At 50.1% G+C, this 19,495-nt stretch carries 17 protein-coding genes; 8 read left to right on the top strand and 9 right to left on the bottom strand.

Going from position 1 to position 19,495, the window contains the following annotated elements:
* Positions 1 to 47: 47 nt before the first annotated feature.
* On the bottom strand, positions 48 to 1,226 hold the full coding sequence (locus OH773_RS03880) for an oligogalacturonate lyase family protein (protein WP_270143197.1): 1,179 nt from the start codon (positions 1,224 to 1,226) through the stop codon (positions 48 to 50).
* Positions 1,227 to 1,606: 380 nt separating this feature from the next.
* On the opposite strand from OH773_RS03880, the gene kduD reads away from it, so the two are divergent.
* A complete protein-coding gene (gene kduD / locus OH773_RS03885) occupies positions 1,607 to 2,368 on the top strand; it encodes a 2-dehydro-3-deoxy-D-gluconate 5-dehydrogenase KduD (protein ID WP_270143200.1) in 762 nt (253 codons plus the stop codon).
* A gap of 729 nt (positions 2,369 to 3,097) precedes the next feature.
* On the opposite strand, the gene OH773_RS03890 is transcribed toward kduD, so the two are convergent.
* The 5 genes from OH773_RS03890 to OH773_RS03910 all read right to left on the bottom strand — a co-directional run bounded on the left by OH773_RS03890 (position 3,098) and on the right by OH773_RS03910 (position 8,402).
* The gene (locus OH773_RS03890; protein WP_270143202.1) at positions 3,098 to 4,387 is read right to left on the bottom strand and encodes an ABC transporter substrate-binding protein; all 1,290 of its coding nucleotides are present in this window, start codon (positions 4,385 to 4,387) and stop codon (positions 3,098 to 3,100) included.
* A gap of 15 nt (positions 4,388 to 4,402) precedes the next feature.
* A complete protein-coding gene (locus OH773_RS03895; RefSeq protein ID WP_270143204.1) occupies positions 4,403 to 5,530 on the bottom strand; it encodes an ABC transporter ATP-binding protein in 1,128 nt (375 codons plus the stop codon).
* Positions 5,531 to 5,543: 13 nt separating this feature from the next.
* Positions 5,544 to 6,458, bottom strand: coding sequence for a carbohydrate ABC transporter permease (locus tag OH773_RS03900; protein ID WP_270143206.1), 915 nt, complete (start codon positions 6,456 to 6,458; stop codon positions 5,544 to 5,546).
* Complete coding sequence (locus OH773_RS03905; RefSeq protein ID WP_183270500.1) at positions 6,451 to 7,341, bottom strand: carbohydrate ABC transporter permease; 891 nt, start codon at positions 7,339 to 7,341, stop codon at positions 6,451 to 6,453. The genes OH773_RS03900 and OH773_RS03905 overlap by 8 nt, the downstream gene beginning before the upstream one ends.
* Before the next feature lie 734 nt (positions 7,342 to 8,075).
* Positions 8,076 to 8,402 (bottom strand): cupin domain-containing protein, encoded by a 327-nt coding sequence (locus OH773_RS03910; RefSeq protein ID WP_183270499.1) that lies wholly within the window; start codon positions 8,400 to 8,402, stop codon positions 8,076 to 8,078.
* A 165-nt stretch (positions 8,403 to 8,567) separates the two neighbouring features.
* On the opposite strand from OH773_RS03910, the gene OH773_RS03915 reads away from it, so the two are divergent.
* Both OH773_RS03915 and OH773_RS03920 read left to right on the top strand, forming a co-directional pair.
* Positions 8,568 to 9,263 (top strand): aspartate/glutamate racemase, encoded by a 696-nt coding sequence (locus tag OH773_RS03915; RefSeq protein WP_270143209.1) that lies wholly within the window; start codon positions 8,568 to 8,570, stop codon positions 9,261 to 9,263.
* 206 nt (positions 9,264 to 9,469) lie between these two features.
* On the top strand, positions 9,470 to 10,636 hold the full coding sequence (locus OH773_RS03920; RefSeq protein WP_270143211.1) for an MFS transporter: 1,167 nt from the start codon (positions 9,470 to 9,472) through the stop codon (positions 10,634 to 10,636).
* A 1-nt stretch (position 10,637) separates the two neighbouring features.
* Here the strand turns inward: OH773_RS03920 and OH773_RS03925 are convergent, their stop codons facing one another.
* Positions 10,638 to 11,561, bottom strand: coding sequence for a LysR family transcriptional regulator (locus OH773_RS03925; RefSeq protein ID WP_270143213.1), 924 nt, complete (start codon positions 11,559 to 11,561; stop codon positions 10,638 to 10,640).
* A gap of 112 nt (positions 11,562 to 11,673) precedes the next feature.
* Between OH773_RS03925 and lysA the strand changes: the two genes are divergently transcribed.
* On the top strand, positions 11,674 to 12,933 hold the full coding sequence (gene lysA, locus OH773_RS03930) for a diaminopimelate decarboxylase (protein WP_270143215.1): 1,260 nt from the start codon (positions 11,674 to 11,676) through the stop codon (positions 12,931 to 12,933).
* Here lysA and OH773_RS03935 read toward each other — a convergent pair.
* Positions 12,906 to 13,934 (bottom strand): LacI family DNA-binding transcriptional regulator, encoded by a 1,029-nt coding sequence (locus tag OH773_RS03935; RefSeq protein WP_270143217.1) that lies wholly within the window; start codon positions 13,932 to 13,934, stop codon positions 12,906 to 12,908. The two genes, lysA and OH773_RS03935, sit on opposite strands and share 28 nt — an antisense overlap.
* Before the next feature lie 442 nt (positions 13,935 to 14,376).
* Between OH773_RS03935 and OH773_RS03940 the strand changes: the two genes are divergently transcribed.
* From OH773_RS03940 to OH773_RS03955, 4 genes are read left to right on the top strand one after another with little or no spacing between them, the layout of a single operon-like run.
* Positions 14,377 to 15,714: a PTS sugar transporter subunit IIC gene (locus OH773_RS03940; protein ID WP_183270493.1), complete on the top strand. Its 1,338-nt coding sequence runs from the start codon at positions 14,377 to 14,379 to the stop codon at positions 15,712 to 15,714.
* 7 nt (positions 15,715 to 15,721) lie between these two features.
* The gene (locus OH773_RS03945) at positions 15,722 to 17,149 is read left to right on the top strand and encodes a glycoside hydrolase family 1 protein (protein WP_270143220.1); all 1,428 of its coding nucleotides are present in this window, start codon (positions 15,722 to 15,724) and stop codon (positions 17,147 to 17,149) included.
* A gap of 56 nt (positions 17,150 to 17,205) precedes the next feature.
* Positions 17,206 to 18,012 carry an FCD domain-containing protein gene (locus OH773_RS03950; RefSeq protein WP_442865647.1) on the top strand — a complete coding sequence of 269 codons (807 nt, stop codon included), beginning with the start codon at positions 17,206 to 17,208 and terminating at the stop codon, positions 18,010 to 18,012.
* Positions 18,009 to 18,458 carry a GNAT family N-acetyltransferase gene (locus OH773_RS03955; protein ID WP_270143222.1) on the top strand — a complete coding sequence of 150 codons (450 nt, stop codon included), beginning with the start codon at positions 18,009 to 18,011 and terminating at the stop codon, positions 18,456 to 18,458. Before OH773_RS03950 ends, OH773_RS03955 begins: the two co-directional genes overlap by 4 nt.
* A gap of 3 nt (positions 18,459 to 18,461) precedes the next feature.
* On the opposite strand, the gene galR is transcribed toward OH773_RS03955, so the two are convergent.
* Positions 18,462 to 19,469 (bottom strand): HTH-type transcriptional regulator GalR, encoded by a 1,008-nt coding sequence (gene galR, locus OH773_RS03960; protein WP_270143225.1) that lies wholly within the window; start codon positions 19,467 to 19,469, stop codon positions 18,462 to 18,464.
* Between the last annotated feature and the right edge of the window lie 26 nt (positions 19,470 to 19,495).

The following is a 19,495-nucleotide window of genomic DNA, read 5'->3' on the forward strand; positions in this document are numbered from 1 at the left end:
AGCCCTCCCGATTAAGGGAGGGCAAAGGCCTACACAGGGCACATCTATTATTTGGCTGAGATTAATTCTGGATTAGCGGGCATTTTCGCAATATACAGCGCGGGCTTACCGTCTTTATCAGAGCTGAAAAGAATTGCGCTATCATCCGGTGTAAATGAAGGATGTGGATGTGTGACCTGGCGGCTATTAGCAAATGTTGCCCAGGAGGTATCGTGGCGTGCGACGCGGAAATACGCTTTTTTCGCCACATCGAAGGCATACAAATACGGGTCGTTGTCGATGGTGTAACCGCCGGTGTCTTTCACATCCACTGGCGTACCGGAACCATCACCGACTAACAACGTGCCATCAAAGTTACTCATCAGATGGGAACACGCTGGCATCTGCATCACTTCTGCGTTAACACCCGTTTCTGGGTTGTAGCTATAAATGGTACGACCTTGCTGACCTTTCAGGTAAGAAACGTATATCAAAGATGAACCGTTTGGCACCCAGAACTCATGCGTGCAGCTTTCACCTTCCGCATGTTCTTTTACTTTCCGTACGTTGCTGCCATCTTCGTTGACCATCCACATACGCGCATCAACCAGATCGTGTGGACCTTCATGGCAGAATGCGACGGTATTGTCATCGAATGGACGATAAATTGGATGGCCGAGCCAGTTTTTCTCCTGGTGGATCACCGCACTTTCGCCGGTTTGCAGATCAACTCGCAGCAGACGGCAGTGGGGTCCTTTGTGGAAGAAGTCGTGGAAGATTTTCCAGTCGTTCAACGGAACCCAATCGTCCTTAGAAATTTCGATACCGACTAACTTGGTGCAATCGCTGTTAGCAACCCAGGTGCCGTAACCGACCCAATCCGCCGGTACGCGATAAACTTCTCGTTCAACCTGCGTCTCAAGGTTGACTTCCAGTAACGTGCGCTCGTTTTTCACATAATAGAGGGATTTGTCATCCGGGGAGAGGAAACCACCAAACGTATTGTCGCCGGTGCCTTCAGTTAATTGCACCGCTTCGCCCGCCGCGATATCCAGCAGATAGTAGTTCCAGTTGCCATCAAATTCCCCGGCAAACAGTAACTTACTGCCATCATTGGTAAAGCATTTTTGATAGAAGTAATTACGATGACACGTCACTTCTGGTGGCGTTAGGCGGGTAACTTCGACGCCTGTGTCTGGGTCCTGGCTCACTTCGTAAACCAGTTTAACCCGCATACCTTTAGCCATAACTTCCTCCATGTAATCTGTTGAAATTCATGTTTGAACAATTGGTGTCAATTTATCAAAACATTGTTTCAAAGTGTGTGATTGCATTCACTAAACCGCAACTCATCTCACAATTCATCAGGAATACAAAGAGGTCGGCAGGAGGGGAGCGAAGACTAACCGTGATCCCAATATCAAATTTGACAAGTATTCTCTCAAAGTTGAAACAACGTTTCATTTATATTTGAAAAGCAGTTTCAACAAGATTACTATTAACCCATCAAAGATTACGGAACAGTATTTTTACCGTAAGTGATTTCTGAAACGCGCAGTTAGCGCAAATAAAATTTTCCCCAAAATGCTTGCGCTAACAGCAGGCCCGTATAAAAAAGGAAACCTACATGATTTTGGATTCGTTCTCCCTGGAAGGTAAAGTTGCTGTTGTTACTGGCTGTGATACAGGTCTGGGCCAGGGTATGGCTATCGGTCTTGCTGAAGCGGGTTGTGACATCGTTGGTATTAACATCGTTGAGCCGGCTGAAACTATCGAGCGTGTTACTGCTCTGGGTCGCCGCTTCCTGAGCCTGACCGCTGACCTGCGTCAGATCGATGGCATTCCAGCGCTGCTGGAACGTGCTGTTGCTGAATACGGCAAAATCGATATCCTGGTGAACAACGCCGGTTTGATTCGTCGTGAAGATGCGATCAACTTCAGCGAAAAAGACTGGGACGATGTCATGAACCTGAACATCAAGAGCGTATTCTTCATGTCTCAGGCTGTTGCTCGCCAGTTCATTGCTCAAGGCAAAGGCGGTAAAATTATTAACATCGCTTCCATGCTTTCTTACCAGGGTGGCATCCGCGTTCCTTCTTACACCGCGTCTAAAAGCGCAGTGATGGGCGTGACCCGTCTGCTGGCGAACGAGTGGGCACAACACGGTATCAACGTGAATGCTATCGCTCCGGGCTATATGGCAACTAACAACACCCAGCAATTGCGTGCTGATGAAGAGCGTAGCGCTGCTATTCTTGAGCGTATCCCAGCGGGCCGTTGGGGTCTGCCAGAAGATCTGAAAGGGCCAATTGTGTTCCTGGCGTCCACTGCTTCTGATTACATCAACGGTTACACCGTTGCTGTTGATGGCGGCTGGTTAGCGCGTTAATTCTGCCTACGCTGTATTGTTTGAAGGCCCCCAGTCCTGGTTGGACTGGGGGCTTTTTTATTGGCTATTTATCAGGGTTATCTCTGCGTACTCTGTTGTTTTCCGTTCACCCGCAGGGCTGATTATCTCTTTAACCGTTGTTAACGGTGAACGTGCCAGGGGAATTACGGCATTCCCCTGGCGACCCCGCCGCCCGGTTTTAAATTGCCGCTGCGCGGTAAACCCCAGCTTATCCCCAACGTTCAGGGTCGTTCGCGACGCGCTCCCGGCGATCGCTCACTGGCGTGGTTCCCGACCACGCCACCCTGACTTATGGGGAACGCTGGGGCAATTTATACCGGGAACAAAGTCAAAAGCGGTTTGGCATTTGACCTTAGGTTTTGACGTTGACTTTAGGTCCGGCTTAAATCGCGCCGTTTTTTGCCCTTCAGTCGTGGTTGAGCCGCCGGGAGCGGCGAAAGAGAGCGATCGTCGGGAACGAATCGCGAACGACCGCGAATGTTGGGTAAAAAACGGTGTTTACCGCGCAGCGGCGATTTATTTGCCGGGAGTCGGGGTCCATAGGGGAGCGACGGCGGCTCCCCTATGACGTTCACCGGTTCGGTGGTTCCATATAACGGAGTACTTCTGGTGAACGGAACCTTCGCTAATTCCAATATAAATCACGTTCTTCAGAACTAAAAAAGCCCCGCATGCGGGGCCATACACAACACCTGAAACCAGAATTAATTAACGCATCGCGCGCTTCAGAATACGGTTACCCTGGCGCTCAAACTCAGCAGCCGTTTCTTCTACCGTTTTCTGACCATAATCGATGTACTGCAAAGAGGTGCCGAACAAGGACACAATTTGCGGGTCGTCAAAGTACGGAGACGTAGGCAGTTTGTTTGGCAGAGATTGCGCCAGTTTCAGACCTGCAACCGCCGGATCGTTATCTTTGATCACGCCGTCAGCAGTCAGCTGAGTCACAGCGGCTTTGCTTAACGGAACACCACGCTCCAGACCCAGCGCTTCTACGCCCGCTTTCTCGTTGAGCAAGAAGTTAATCAGCATAGCGGCTTCTTTCGGATGCTTTGTCGTTTTACTGATAGAGAACATTTGCGCAGGTTTGAAGAACAGACCGGCGTCAGTGGCACCTGGCAGCATTGGGTAAGAGCCCAGTTCCAGTTTCGCTGGTGGCTTCAGGTTGTCGGAATACTTCTTAATGGTGGAGTTCCACATGTAAGTACCAGCCCACTCACCCTCAATCCAGGGCTTCATCTCATACATGTTGCTCTTACCAAATGAGGCATAGTATTTGGTGTCAGGCATCACGTGGCTGTCGATGAGTTTCTTATACATTCCAAAGAACTCAACCCACTGTTCTTTGCTGTAACCAAACTGTTTTTTCGTCGTGTCGATTTCTGGAATATTGTATTTCTGCACCATGTAAGAGCGCAGTAAAGACAGCGTATCCTGATGTTCTAACACCACAGGGAAGTACTGCTTGCCCAGTTTGGATTCGAAGGTTTTACCCGCCGCCATCAGCTCATCCCACGTTTTCGGGTAAGCGATGCCTGCTTTTTTCCAGGTTTCGTCGTTGAAATAGAACACTCGCGCGGTGACGGAAATCGGAATACCGTTCAGCTTTCCATCGACGGTCGTCGATTGCAGCTCTTTAGGATCAAACTGCGCTAAATTCAGCTCATCTTTCACGGTATTCAGATCGTAGAAGCCGGTGCCGGTTTTAGAGAAAATAGGCAGCCAGTTCCAGTTTGTTTGCATCACGTCTGGTTCAGTACCGCCAGCAATCTGGGTGGTCAGACGGGACAGATGGCCGTCCCAACCAGTGTATTCAGACTTCACCTTAATGTTTGGATGTTGTTTCTGGAACTCTTCAACTGCCTTCAGAGTCACCTGATGGCGTCCGTTACCGCCCCACCAGGACATACGTAAATCAACTTGATCTGCCGCAAACGCCGAGCCAGCAGCCATGCCGAGTGTGGAGGCAATCAGGGTACTTAACAGCACTTTTTTCATTATCATAGACTCCTGTCAGAGAGAGATGTTCTGTTCTGTTTTTGCGTCGAAAATATGACATTTTTCCATGTCAAATTTGAAATACACCTTGCGGTGAAGACCCTTTTCAATCATCGGCTTAGCTTCATCGGAAGGGATGCGGCAGGTCATTTCGAAATCAGCTACTTTCAGGTAGATGAAGAACTCATGGCCCATGTTCTCCACACGTACCATTTCACCGCTGGAGTGGCTGTCAGCGAACGGTTCATCTGAGAGAGAAATAAATTCAGGACGGATGCCGAAGAAGATGTCCTGACCTTTGTATTCAGCACAACGCTTCTGCTGACGCTCATTCAGGGCAAGCGTGTCATGACCGACGCTGATTTGCAGACGGCCATCTTTTTCAATCAGCTTACTCGGACGAATGTTCATTTCTGGCGCGCCAATAAAGCCTGCCACGAACATATTTTTCGGGTAGTGATAGAGGTTATCTGGCGTGTCCACCTGCATGATGTGACCGAGTTTCATCACGCAGATGCGGTCGCCCATGGTCATCGCTTCGGTCTGATCGTGGGTCACATAAACGGTGGTGGCCGGTTTGCCGCTCTTCTTGAGTTGCTTATGCAGGTCAGAGATACGAATGCGCATCGACGCACGCAGTTTGGCATCAAGGTTAGACAGCGGTTCGTCAAACAAGAACACGTCGGGTTTTTTCACAATCGCACGGCCTACGGCCACACGTTGTGCCTGGCCGCCTGACAGCTGGCGCGGCAGGCGGTCCATCAGCTCATCGAGTTCAAGAATTTTTGCAGCGTCATTAACTTGAGTTTCAATCTGATCTTTTGGCAATTTGCTCAGCTTCAGACCGAACGCCAGGTTCTCACGCACCGTCATGTGCGGATACAAGGCGTAGTTCTGGAACACCATCGCAATTCCGCGAGATTTTGGAGCCAGGTTGTTGACGACACGGTCGCCGATGCGGACTTCACCGCCGCTGATGGTTTCGAGGCCCGCCAGCATACGCAGGGTGGTTGATTTCGCGCAGCCAGATGGGCCGACGATAACCATGAACTCACCGTCTTCAATTTTCAGATCGATACCATGAACCGCCTGGAAGCCGTTGGAGTACACTTTTTGCAATTTGTTGAAAATAACTTCAGCCATGATATTCCCTCACTTAACCTTTAATTCCGCTGCTGGTCACGCCTTGTACGAAGTAGCGTTGAGCCAGGAAGAAGATGATGATCGATGGCAGAATGGAGATGCTCGCCATTGCCAGAATTTCGTTCCATGGAGCGCCTTCCGTCACGTCGATAGACATTTTGAGCGCCAGTGCAATTGGGTATTTGTCTACGCTGTACACATAAATCAGCGGCCCGATGAAGTCGTTCATTGACCACATGAACTGGAACAGGGCGACGGAGATAATGGCCGGTTTCAGAATCGGCACGACCACATACCACAGCACCTGGAAGGAGTTGCAGCCATCAATTTGCGCGGCTTCTTCCATATCGCGTGGAACACCACGCAGGAACTGGATCAACATGAAGACAAAGAACCCTTGGGTTGCGAACGCCATTGGCAGCCACAGCGGCAGGTAGCTATTCAACATGCCCATTTCACGGAACATCAGGTATTGCGGGATTAACAGCACGGTGTTTGGCAGCAGCATGGTAGTAATCAGCGTTGCGAACCAAAACTTCTTGAACGGGATTTCGAAACGGGCGAAGCCGTAAGCGACAATCGTTGAAGAGATAATGGTCAGCAGAACCTTTGGAATCACATACTGCATGGTGTTCCACATGTAGTGACCAAAGGTGTACTCAGTACCGGTTTTCCAGCCGTTGACGAAACCGTCGCTGGTTGGGTTTGACGGCCACAGACCCAGAGTGGTGAAGATCTCGTGGTTCGGTTTAAATGCCGCAGAGAACATCCACACCAGCGGGTAGAGCATTAACAGACCAACAAATATCAGCACCACATAGCGGATGGTACGGCTGATTTTTTCGCGACGTAACGTACGTGCGACTTCTTGCTCGGCCAAATCTGTCTGGCTTGTAGACCCGAGCTGGTTATTTGAAATATCAGCCATTTTTGCCTCCCTTATCTGCGGAGTAGAACACCCAGTATTTCGATGACTTAAAGGCGATGGAGGCAAAGACCGCCACGACCAGGAACAGAACCCACGCCAGTGCTGCGCCATAACCCATATCGAAGTATTTGAACGCGGTGTCGTAGATGTAGAGTGAGAACAAGTAGGTGTAGTGAGTCGGGCCGCCACCGGTAATGATGTACGGTGCGGTAAACTCCTGGAACGCCTGCGTGGTCTGCATAATGAAGTTGAAGAAAATAACCGGTGTAATCAAAGGCACCGTGACTTTCATAAACATCTGCCATTTAGACGCACCGTCGATCATTGCCGCTTCATACTGTGATTGCGGAACGTTTTGCAACGCGGCAAGGAAGATGACCATGGCAGAACCGAACTGCCAGACACGCAGTAGCGTAACGGACATCAGGGCCAGAGAAGGCTCGCCCAGCCAGTTCACCGGGTCCAAACCAAACACGCCGATAAAGCTGTTGAGCAGTCCGTCGATGGCAAACAGTGCACGCCATAAAACTGCGATTGCTACCGAGCTACCCAGAATGGATGGGATGTAATACGCAGTACGGAAGAAGCCGATGCCGCGCAGTTTAAAGTTCAGAACAAAGGCGATACCCAGTGCGAAAGCGAGTTTTAACGGGATAGTTAAAAACACGTACGCAAACGTCACGCCCATGGATTTCCAGAAGAGTGAATCTTCGGTCAACATGTAGCGATAGTTTTCAATACCGGTGAACACCGGCGGGTTCATCAAATCGTACTCAGTAAAACTGAGGAAGAAAGATGAAACAAACGGGAAGGCAGTAAAGATAAGCAGCCCAATTATGTAGGGCGATATCCATGCCAATCCCAGCATTTTGTTTTCATTCATACATACCTACCTGGCGATCAATGGTTTAAAAATTGTTTTTACAAAATTGTTCTTGAAACTCATTGCCTCACCCGTAAATCCATACGGCTGGGTCGGAAAGCGGTTGGCGTAGATATCATATTCATTCCCTGATAATTGATTGATAATTAAGTGTTAAATCACCGTTGCCTGTTTTTGGTTTCTGTGGGGGATGTACAGATTTCATAAACATGCGAACCGTGGTTCCTGATTTGTGAAACATTGTTTTAAATAATCTTATTACTATTTGTAAATGAGTCATTCGATTAATCATGGAAATGTGATCAAAGTCGAAACGCTGTTTCGATTGTTTGATGCATGTGGCGTTTTTCTCTTTGCGGCTAAAAAATGACCTAAAATAAGTCAGGGTATAGGAACGAATGAGTGATGAATAAATTTCTTATGGATTGGCGAGAGTTGCAGAAGAGGGCAATGATTTTATTGTTTAAATAATCATATAAATCATGTTGTTATTGTTTTATCAATAATGAGGTTTTCTTATTTGTTTCGTGTGTAAATATTAACGGAGAGGGGCTTTTGTTAAATGCAGGCTGGAGTGTCTTATATTTATGCTGAAATTAAATAATGAATAGGGAGAAAGAGATTACGGAAGGAAAGGTTTGAGTGTTGCCGGTATTATTAGCAACCTAATATATTTATTACAGTGATGAACTGCTCCCGACTTTCGCGTCTGTTCAGAGCAGTTCATTCAGCAATTATTTCTTCAGGAAGTCTTCACGTATTGGGGTAAAGGTATCCAACAGCGTGCCTGCGGCAAGGCAAACGCAACCGTGCATCACGTGAGGTTCTTTATACAGGGTGTCGCCTGCGCTAACGCGCTGGGTTTCTTCACCGATAGTGAATTCAAATTCGCCAGACAGCACATACGTTAACTGCTCATGCGGGTGATTATGCATCGGGCCGATGGCACCTTTTTCAAAGTTAACCTGCACCGCCATCATTTTACCGTCGTGCGCGAGAATGCGGCGGCTGACGCCCGCACCTAAATCTTCCAATTGAGTATCTTTAATAAAAGTGAACATTTCTCGATTCCTTATCATGTGAAACGACGTTTCATTTAAATAATCGTATCCTGAAAAATTCCTTTGCGATAGTTGGTTCCGGCGTTTTGTCGTGCCGATCACGCTTTCGCATTGCGTCATCTCTCTGATATAACCAATGAAATAAATATGAACAGGTGGCACGTGATGAAAACAATCGGTCTGCTGGGTGGGATGAGTTGGGAATCGACAATCCCCTATTATCGTTTGATAAATGAAGGGATTAAGCAGCGCTTAGGTGGGTTGCACTCGGCCAAAATCGTGCTGCACAGCGTGGATTTCCATGAAATCGAAGCGTGTCAGGCCAGTGGTGAGTGGGATTTAGCAGGCGATATGCTGGCACAAGCGGCGCTCGGCCTGCAAAAAGCCGGTGCCGAGGGCATCGTACTTTGTACCAACACCATGCACAAAGTGGCACACCACATTGAGTCACGTTGCACGCTGCCGTTCTTGCATATCGCCGATGCAACAGGGCGCGCCATCACCGCGCAAAATGTACAGCGTGTTGCGCTACTGGGCACACGTTACACCATGGAGCAGGATTTCTACCGGGGCCGCCTGCATGCCGAGTTCGGTATTGAATCGTTGATCCCAAATGAAGAACAGCGTTTGCGTATTAATCAGATAATCTTCGAAGAACTGTGCCTGGGAAAAATCACTGCCGAGTCTAAGCACTTTTATCAGCAGGTGATCGAGGAACTGCAGGGGCAGGGTGCGCAGGGTGTGATTTTTGGCTGCACTGAAATCGGTTTGCTGCTTACTCAGCAAGATTGCACGCTACCGGTATTCGATACAGCGGCTATTCATGCGGCTGATGCAGTTAATTTCATGTTGGCAGAGTAGTCTTTTTTTTATTTTAAAGTTCAAATGGTTAATGGATAAAGCAGAGTATCCTTAGCGCTCGCCGGGTCACCTCCTGCGTTTTGTGTGTTATAAATTTGTTAAGCAGCGCACAGTTTTTCATACAAGCTGCACCTCTGACATCCCCGAAATCTGGCGGTTGAGCTTCGCTCTCCCGCCTTTTGTTATTTGCAACCTGGAGTTATTCCATGCCTGTTTCCTTACTCGCGCTGGCGATGAGTGCGTTTGCCATCGGCACGACGGAGTTCGTTATTATGGGCCTGCTGCCCGATGTTGCGGGGGATCTGGCGATTTCTATTCCCTCGGCCGGCTGGCTGATTAGCGGCTACGCGCTCGGGGTGGCCATCGGCGCACCGATCATGGCGTTACTGACGGCACGATTGCCGCGTAAACTTTCGCTGATTCTGCTGATGGTGATTTTTATTGTCGGTAACATTCTGTGTGCGCTGGCGCTGAATTACTCGTTCCTGATGCTGGCTCGCATTATTACGGCATTGTGCCACGGCGCCTTCTTCGGCATTGGCGCGGTGGTGGCGGCAAGTCTGGTCGCGCCAAATCGCAAAGCTTCGGCTGTGGCGTTGATGTTTACCGGCCTGACATTAGCGAATGTGTTGGGCGTGCCGATTGGCACCTGGTTCGGGCAGTTGTTCGGATGGCGTTCGACGTTCTGGGGCGTGGCGATTATCGGCGTTGTGGCATTTGTGGCGCTGATTGTCAGTTTACCTGCGCAAAAGGAAGAGACGCCTACCGACCTGAAACGCGAAGTCAGCGCGCTGGCGAATGGCAAACTGTGGCTTTCTCTTTCTATGACGGTGTTTTTTGCCGCTGCGATGTTTGCCCTGTTTAGTTATATTGCGCCAATGCTGCTACAGGTCACGGGAGTAACGCATCAGGGCGTGAGCTGGACTTTGTTCCTGATTGGCGCGGGTTTAACCGTCGGGAATATCCTTGGTGGACGCCTGGCTGACTGGCGCGTTTCCTTCAGCTTGATCCTGAGCTTTAGCCTGATTGCTCTCTTCTCGTTGCTGTTCCACTGGACCAGCCATGGCATGTGGCTTGCGGAAATCACGCTGTTTCTCTGGGCGATGGCGGCGTTTGCGACCGTTCCTGCGCTGCAAATCAACGTCGTGCTTCACGGCAAAGATGCGCCTAATCTGGTCTCCACGCTCAACATTGCTGCATTTAATGTGGGCAATGCGCTAGGCGCATGGGTAGGTGGCTCCGTGATTGCCCACGGTTTCGGCCTCACTGCCGTTCCGGTTGCAGCGGCTGGGCTTGCGGCTATCGGGCTGATTATTTGCCTGATTAACTTCAGCAATGGCACCGGGCATCAACAACCTGCAACCGAGCAGTAACTCAGGCGTCAAGCAGCGTACTCAGCGGTTCGAGGTAGATTTGCATACTGTTTTGCAGATGTTCGCTAAACGCGCTGACGAGCGCGGAAGCAGGCCGGTGCAGCGGCCTGATCAGGCTTACGGTAAACGGTACCGCCACGCTAAAGCGCCGTGCGACAACGCCACTCGAAGCATAATCCAGTGCGGTCAAAGGATTGACCACGGAGACACCGACACCCGCCCTCACCATCGCACACACGGACGCCGCGCTGTGTGTTTCCATCACCATCCGTCGTTTAACGTCGTGCTCCTGAAACAGCGAATCCAGTAGCTGGCGATAGCTGTCGGTACGCGACAAACTGATGTAGTTTTCCCCTGCGAAATCTTGTGGCGTAAGCACTTTTTTATCCGCAAGGCGGTGCCCGGTTGGCAGTACGCAGACTTCGTTGAGTGTCAGCAAGGTTTGGCGTTCCGTTCCGGCGGGCGTGACCGTATTTTCGGTCAACCCAAGATCGTGGCGCTGAGCAGACAACCACTCCTCCAACAACGGGGATTCTTGCGGCACAATATTCAGGCTTAATTCTGGATAACGCGCCAGAAACGGTTGGACTAATACCGGCAGGAAAGATTGCGAAAACACCGGCAGGCAGGCAATCGACAGTTCGCCCTGGCGGAACTCACGCAGGCTTTCAGCGGCACTCAAAATTCTATCCAGCCCGTACCAGGATCGCTGCACCTCTTCAAATAGCCGTAAACCCTGAACTGTGGGATGTAGCCGCCCGCGACTGCGCTCGAACAATCGCAGACCAATCAGCTTCTCAAACCTTGCCAGTTCACGACTGACGGTAGGCTGCGAGGTATGCAACAGCCCTGCGGCCTCGGTGAGATTACCGGCGGTCATGACGGCGTGGAAAATTTCGATATGGCGTAAGGTAATTGAGGGCATGATTGTCTCCTTTATCCATATCATATATGAATAGACTTGCGAGAAATCGATATTTTTTCTCCATCTCACTCTATGGCGTAATGAAGAAAATGAATGATTATCGGAGCTCGTCATGCCACGCCCACTGAATAACACCAACACTGCTTTGAACGCGCAAAATTTACTGACACTGCCTGCGGAATTTGGTTGCCCGGTCTGGGTTTACGACGCGGATATTATTCGCCAACAGATTGCCCAGTTGCGCCAGTTTGATGTCATTCGTTTTGCCCAAAAGGCCTGTTCGAATATTCATATTTTGCGCTTGATGCGCGAGCAGGGTGTGAAGGTTGATTCGGTATCGCAGGGCGAAATTGAACGTGCGTTGGCGGCAGGATATAAGCCGTTGGAAAACCCCGATGACATCGTATTCACCGCCGATATGATTGACCAACCGACGCTTGAACTGGTGGCTGAGCAGCAAATTCCGGTCAACGCCGGTTCCGTGGATATGTTGCAGCAGCTGGGCGAAGTCTCGCCAGGGCATCGCGTGTGGCTGCGCGTTAACCCAGGTTTTGGTCATGGGCATAGCCAGAAAACCAACACCGGTGGCGAGAATAGCAAGCACGGGATTTGGCACGCGGATTTACCGCAGGCGCTGGAAGTTATCCAACGCTACAAACTGCAATTAGTCGGCATTCATATGCACATTGGTTCTGGCGTTGATTACGGTCATCTGGAACGTGTTTGTGGCGCGATGGTGCAACAGGTGATTGATTTCGGGCAGGATTTGGAGGCGATTTCAGCGGGCGGCGGTTTGTCGATTCCTTATCGCGAAGGCGAAGAAACCATCGATACCGATCACTATTACGGCCTGTGGAACGCGGCGCGTGAAAAAATAGCTCATCGCCTGGGGCATCCGGTAAAACTCGAAATTGAACCAGGCCGTTTCCTGGTAGCAGAATCGGGCGTGCTGGTGGCTCAGGTCCGTTCCGTTAAAAATATGGGGTCACGCCACTTTGTGCTGATTGACGCCGGTTTTAACGATTTGATGCGCCCTTCAATGTATGGCAGCTACCACCATATTTCTGCTTTGGCGGGCGATGGGCGTGATCTGGAGGCGCAACCATGGGTCGAAACCGTCGTTGCCGGGCCATTGTGTGAATCGGGTGATGTGTTTACCCAGCAAGAAGGCGGCAAAGTGGAAACACGCAAGTTACCGCCAGTGCAGGTCGGCGACTATCTGGTGCTGCATGATACCGGCGCGTACGGCGCGTCCATGTCGTCCAACTACAACAGCCGCCCGCTGCTTCCTGAAGTACTGTTTGATAAAGGCGAGGCGCGGCTGATTCGCCGTCGCCAGACTATTCAGGAGTTGTTAGCACTGGAACTGTAATAAGGCCCAGGCTCTACTGACTCACGCAACACCAGCTTGCCAACAAACGGTGGAATCGCTTCGATCGGTTCGCCGTTTGCCAGTTTTATCGCCTGATCAATGGCCGTGGTAATCATGCTATCGATTGGCAAATAAACGCTGGACAGTGCAGGCTCCAGCCACTGCGCGCTCGGCGCATCATCAAAACCAAACAACGAAATATCCTGCGGTATCCGCCGGCCTGCCTGATGCAGCGCTTTTGACGCACCTAGCGCCATATCGTCGTTGCAGGCAAACAACGCGGTAAATGGCACGCGGCTTTCGAGTAATTCCTGACACAGCTTGTGGCCGAGTGTCATGGTGGAATCGCCGTATTTGACGCGATCTTCGCTATAGGCAATACCATGTTTTTGCAGCGCTTTCCGATAACCCATTAATCGGGCCTGGCCGGTTGGCGTAGAGATCGGCACCGTAATGCAGGCAATCTCACGATGCCCTTGCTGAATTAAATAGTCGGTCGCTTTAAAGGCGGCATCCTGTTGCTCAAAGAAAACGCAGCGATCCCGGGCAAGGCTGATATCCCGGTTAATCACGACCAGCGGCACCTTGATGCTGTTCATGAGCGAAAGCAACGTGCGTTCATTCATAAAACGGGTGTACAGCACGATGGCATCGCAGTGACGATCGACCAGCATTTGGACGGCTTCGAGCTCCTTTTGCGGCGTATCGTGCCCGTCGGTGACAATCAGCTGTTTTCCCCATGCTTCAGTCTGACGTGAGGCTTGCCGTAGTAAGCGGCCAAAGTAAAAGCCATCAAAAGTCGATACCACCAGACCCACGCTATTGCTGCTGCGATTCGCAAGCGATCGCGCCAAAAAATTAGGCCGGTAACCTAACTCTTCCATGGCGTTAAAAACCTGCTCGCGCGTGCTCTCTTTAACTTGTCCAATTCCATTGAGCACGCGAGATACCGTTGCTTTGGAAACGCCTGCGCGTAGCGCGACATCCAGCATTGTGACCATCAATTCATTCCTGATTAAGACGCTTGCGGCGCGGTCGCATAATTTCGCTAGTTTACCATGCTGCGAAGGTGAAACATCGGGCTTGCGGCTTCGTTATGCCATTTGTCGTACCGGATCACGCTTTTTCCCCGTCATACTTCTCGTGTCGCTTTTTGGTATACCAAAATGATGAAATTGGTTGGTATTGGAATTCCAATATAGCAACCTGGGACTTTTATCACAGAAATGTTAAGGAGTTGGTTCTATTTTTGGTATACCAAAAATACCCGTCGACTTCAAAGATGCAGGGGTGTTGGCTGCTTTCATTCACCCGAATCACTTACTTGAGTAAGCTCATCGGGATTCATTCGATTGCCGCCTGGCTGCAACTTGAAGTCACTCGGGTATCGTTAGTTATCCATCGCCCTAAATAATAAAAAACGACATAACTGAGGTATACCCTATGGCATTGCAGGAAAAGTTAATTGATTCGCTGGGGAGTTTTGCGACTAAATTCAACAGCTACCGTTACATCATGGCAATCAAAGCCTCGTTCATCACCCTGATGCCAGTGATTATTGTCGGGGCATTTTCGGTACTGATTTCAAACATGGTGTTGGACCCGAAAAACGGCCTCGCCAGCTTTTCCGCATTGTCATTTCTTGCACAACTAAAACCGATTACCGCGGCGATTAACTACGCCACACTTAACTTCCTGAACATTGGTGCCGTCTTTCTGATTGGCATAGAACTGGGGCGAATTAACGGTATTAAAAGCCTGTTTCCCGGTTTACTGGCGGTCATTTGTTTTATTTGCGTCACGCCGACCACCATTGAAATGATGGTCGATGGGCAAATGCATATGGTGAAAGACATTCTGGCACGCCAGTTTTCTGACACTCGCAGCCTGTTCCTCGGCATGTTTATTGCCATTTTGTCGGTTGAAGTTTACTGCTGGCTGGAAAAGCGCGAAGGGCTGAAGATAAAGATGCCCGACACGGTTCCACCGAATGTTTCCGCTTCATTCTCAGCGCTAATCCCTTCAATTATTACCGTCACGGCAATTGCGACATTTGGCTTTATCTTCCACCAAACCACCGGGATGTATCTGTATGACGCGGTGTATCAGGTGGTGCAGCAACCGCTGGAAAAAGTGGTACAAAGCCTGCCGGGTATCCTGTTGTTGATGTTTGTCGCGCAGCTTTTCTGGGTTATCGGTATTCACGGCAACCAGATGATTAAACCTATCCGCGAACCGCTGTTGCTCGGGGCGATAACCGTCAACATGAGTGCGTTTGAGCAGGGCAAAGAGATCCCCAACATCATCACCATGCCTTTCTGGGATGTGTACATGAGTATTGGCGGCTCGGGTTTAACCATCGGGTTACTGATTGCAGTCATGATCGCGACTAAACGCAAAGAAATGAAAGAGATAGCAAAACTCTCTTTTGGGCCGGGGATCTTCAATATTAACGAACCGGTGATTTTTGGTATGCCGATTATGCTAAATCCAATTTTGGCTATTCCTTTCATCATCACGCCGCTGGTCACCGGGACTATTGGATATTTCGCAACGGTGATGGGTTTTGCGGGGAAAGCGGTCGTCATGGTGCCGTGGACGACACCGCCATTGATTAACGCCTGGCTTTCCACTGCGGGTTCTATGGGCGCAGTCGTCACGCAATTGGGCTGCATTCTGGTTTCCGTTCTGATTTACCTGCCGTTTGTGAAAATTGCCTCTCGCCGTGCTGAACAGGCGCAGTTGCAGGCTGAACAGCAACAAATTGCCAATAACGCGTGAGGAAGGCATGAGCAACGTAAAAGTCACCATTCCAAAAGATTTTATTCTCGGTGCTGCGGCTTCGGCCTGGCAAACTGAAGGTTGGAGCGGCAAAAAAGAAGGGCAGGATTCCTGGCTTGATGCCTGGTACAAAAACGACCGACACGTCTGGCACAACGGTTATGGCCCGGCAGTCGCGACGGATTTCATTAACCGATACCGCGAAGACGTGTGGCTGATGAAACAGGCAGGACTGACGCACTATCGCACCTCAATCAACTGGTCACGTTTTTTCACCGATTACGAAAATGGCATCATCGATGAAGATTACGCGCAGTATTACGATAATCTTTTCGACGAAATGCTGAGTACCGGTATTGAACCGATGATCTGCCTCGAACACTACGAATTGCCTGCCACGCTATTCGAAAACTACGGCGGCTGGGCATCGAAAAAAGTCGTTGAGCTATATGTGCTGTATGCGGAAAAAGTCTTTGCCCGTTACGCCCACAAGGTGAATCGCTGGTTTACCTTCAACGAACCGATTGTGGTGCAAACGCGCGTGTATCTGGATGCTTTGCGCTGGCCGTATGAGCAAAACACCCATAAGTGGATGCAGTGGAATCACCATAAAATCCTCGCCACGGCGAAAGTCGTGAAACTGTTCCGCGAGAAAGGTTATCGCGGGACTGTTGGTTGCATTCTCAACCCGGAAGTCACCTATGCGCGATCCAGTGCGGCACACGATCAGCAAGCCGCGCAGATTTACGATCTGTTCTACAACCGCGTTTTTTTAGACCCTTTGGTGCACGGTGAATACCCGCAACAACTGATTGAACTGCTGGAAAAACACCATGTGGAGTGGGATTACACGGAAGAAGAGCTGGCGATCATCCGTGAAAACACGGTCGATGAATTGGGGATCAATCTGTATTACCCGCACCGTGTTAAAGCGCCGTCGCGTGCGTGGAATCCAGAAACACCTTTCCATCCCGCCTATTACTACGAACCGTTTGAACTGCCTGGGCGGCGCATGAATACGTCACGGGGCTGGGAAATTTATCCGCGCATTATTTACGACATGGCGATGCGGATTAAAAACGAGTACCGCAATATTTCCTGGTTTGTCGCAGAGAGCGGCATGGGGACGGAAAATGAAGCGCAGTTCCGCAATGCAGACGGTGTGATTGAAGATGACTATCGCATTGCGTTTATCAGTGAACATCTGTACCAGACACTGCGTGCACGCGAAGATGGTGCAAACTGCCAGGGTTACATGCTGTGGGCGTTTACAGATAACGTTTCACCCATGAATGCGTTCAAAAACCGCTATGGTCTGATTGAAATCAACCTGCAAAACAACCGCGAGCGTCGTGCGAAAAAATCGGCCCATTGGTATCGGGCGCTGAGTGAGTCTCGAGTCCTACAGCTCGATATTGATGATGAATGGAAATAATCTTTTCAGATGGATAGTTTGATAAGCTAACGGATATTAATCAGCGGCAGAACACTATGCCGCTGAGAATCAACAATGCGGGTGATATTGTGGACAAGGTAGTGATTTCGCCAGAGAAAAAACAATACCAGGAAATTGGTGAGGATCTGCGCGCACAAATTATGCAGGGTTTGTATCCGGTTGGCTCACGTTTGCCGCCCGAACGTAATATTGCTGAGACTTATGGTGTCAGCCGCACCATTGTTCGTGAAGCTTTGCTGATGCTTGAGTTACAAGGCACGGTGGATATTCGCCAGGGCTCGGGAGTGTACGTCACGCGTGTTCCGGCAGAAAACGAAGCGGAAGAAGAAGCCTTTTTCAGTAGCGATATTGGCCCGTTTGAAATGCTACAAGCGCGCCAACTCCTGGAAAGTAACATTGCGGCATTTGCCGCAAAAATGGCGACCAAAGCCGACATCGATAATCTCAAACGTATCCTTGAGCAAGAACAGCGAGCCATCGCGATAAACGACCTTAGTCAGGATAACTGCAAGATGTTTCATTTGGTTTTGGCAGGCGCTTCGCAAAACCAGATGTTGCTGGCGACGGTTGAGAGTATCTGGCGTCATCTTGATAGCAGCCCGATGTGGCAGAAGTTACGCGCGAATATTGACTCTCGTAGCTATCGCCTGAAATGGCTTGGCGACCTGCAAACAATACTGGCGGCTCTGCGCCGCCGTGATGTGATGGGGTCGTGGCAGGCGATGTGGCAACACTTAGAAAACGTCAAAAACAGCCTGCTGGAGCAGTCTGATTCTGATGCGCCGGATTTTGACGGCTATCTTTTCGAGTCGGTCCCTATTTTCCAGGGAAAGTTAATGTGAAAATCCTGCCGCTTTACGCCGTACCTCAGCATGCACAGCAAGTCATTGACTGGCAGTGGCAGGCGTTCGGCACTGAAGACAGCCGTGACTTTTTCGCCTCGATTGTCGCAACAAGCCAGCGAGAAGGAGAAATGCCGCTGACATTTGTTGCTGTAGAAGGGGCGAAATTGCTGGGGACGGTGGGACTGTGGCGCTGCGATTTGATCAGTCGGCAGGATCTCTATCCGTGGCTTGCTGCGTTATATATCGATGAAAACCAGCGTGGGCGCGGGCTCGGAGCAAAACTTCAGGAACACGTTATCCAATACGCCCGCACGCTCGGCTATCCACAACTTTATCTCTATTCTGCCTGCAAAGATTACTACGAGCGTTTTGGCTGGCAGTACATCGGTGACGGGCTGGATTATCCGAATAAACCCGTTCACATGTACCGTTTTATTCTTTAAACATCACTCTTCAGAATGTGAAATTACCGAATGTCGGCGCACCAGTGTTGGGCTAAACATATTGGTTATTTCCGGCAATTCACGTTTTTCGGCCAGTGCCAGCGCTAATTCTGCAGCTTGCGCAGCCATGGTGATTATCGGATAACGAACGGTGGTCAGACGAGGTCGGACATAACGTGAAATCAATACATCATCGAAGCCAATCAATGAAATCTCTTTCGGAACATCAATGCCGTTATCGTTGAGTACACCCATTGCCCCGGCGGCCATGGAATCGTTGTAACACGCCACCGCACTGAAATGCCGGCCGCGCCCAAGCAGCTCCGTCATTGCTTGCTCACCACCGCTTTCGTCGGGCTCGCCATAAGTCACTAACCGATCGTTGACTGGTAAACCGTGTTCAGTCAGCGCGTCGTAATAACCTTGCAAACGGTCTTCGGCATCTGAAATCTGGTGGTTGGAACAAAGATAGCCAATTTTGGTATGGCCTTGCTGAATCAAATGACGCGTCGCAAGCCACGCGCCGTAACGGTCATCCAGAGCCACACATCGTTTTTCGAAACCGGGAAGAATACGGTTGATAACGACCATGCCTGGCATCTGTTTCATTAATGAAATCAATTCGCTATCAGGGATTTTTTTTGCATGTACCACCAGGGCTGCGCAACGATGGCGAATAAGCTGCTCAATAGCCTGACGTTCTTTTTGTTCGTTGTGATAGCCGTTACCGATCAACAAAAAGTTGCCGGTACGATAGGCCACTTGCTCGACGGCTTTGACCATCGCGCCGAAGAAGGGGTCGGACACATCTCCCACAATCAAGCCAATGGTTTCAGTGGTTTGCTGGGCAAGGGCTCTCGCGTTAGCGTTGGGATGGTAGTTAAGTTCTTCCATCGCGCTGGTCACAGCCTGACGCGACGCATCGCTGGCTTTCGGTGAATCATTAATGACACGAGACACCGTGGCGACAGAAACGCCTGCCAGTTTTGCTACATCCTTTATGGTCGCCATCGAAAGTGTTCCTGAGTGGGTAAGCG

It is taken from the genome of Buttiauxella sp. WJP83 (assembly GCF_027594725.1).
GTDB classification, from domain to species: domain Bacteria; phylum Pseudomonadota; class Gammaproteobacteria; order Enterobacterales; family Enterobacteriaceae; genus Buttiauxella; species Buttiauxella selenatireducens.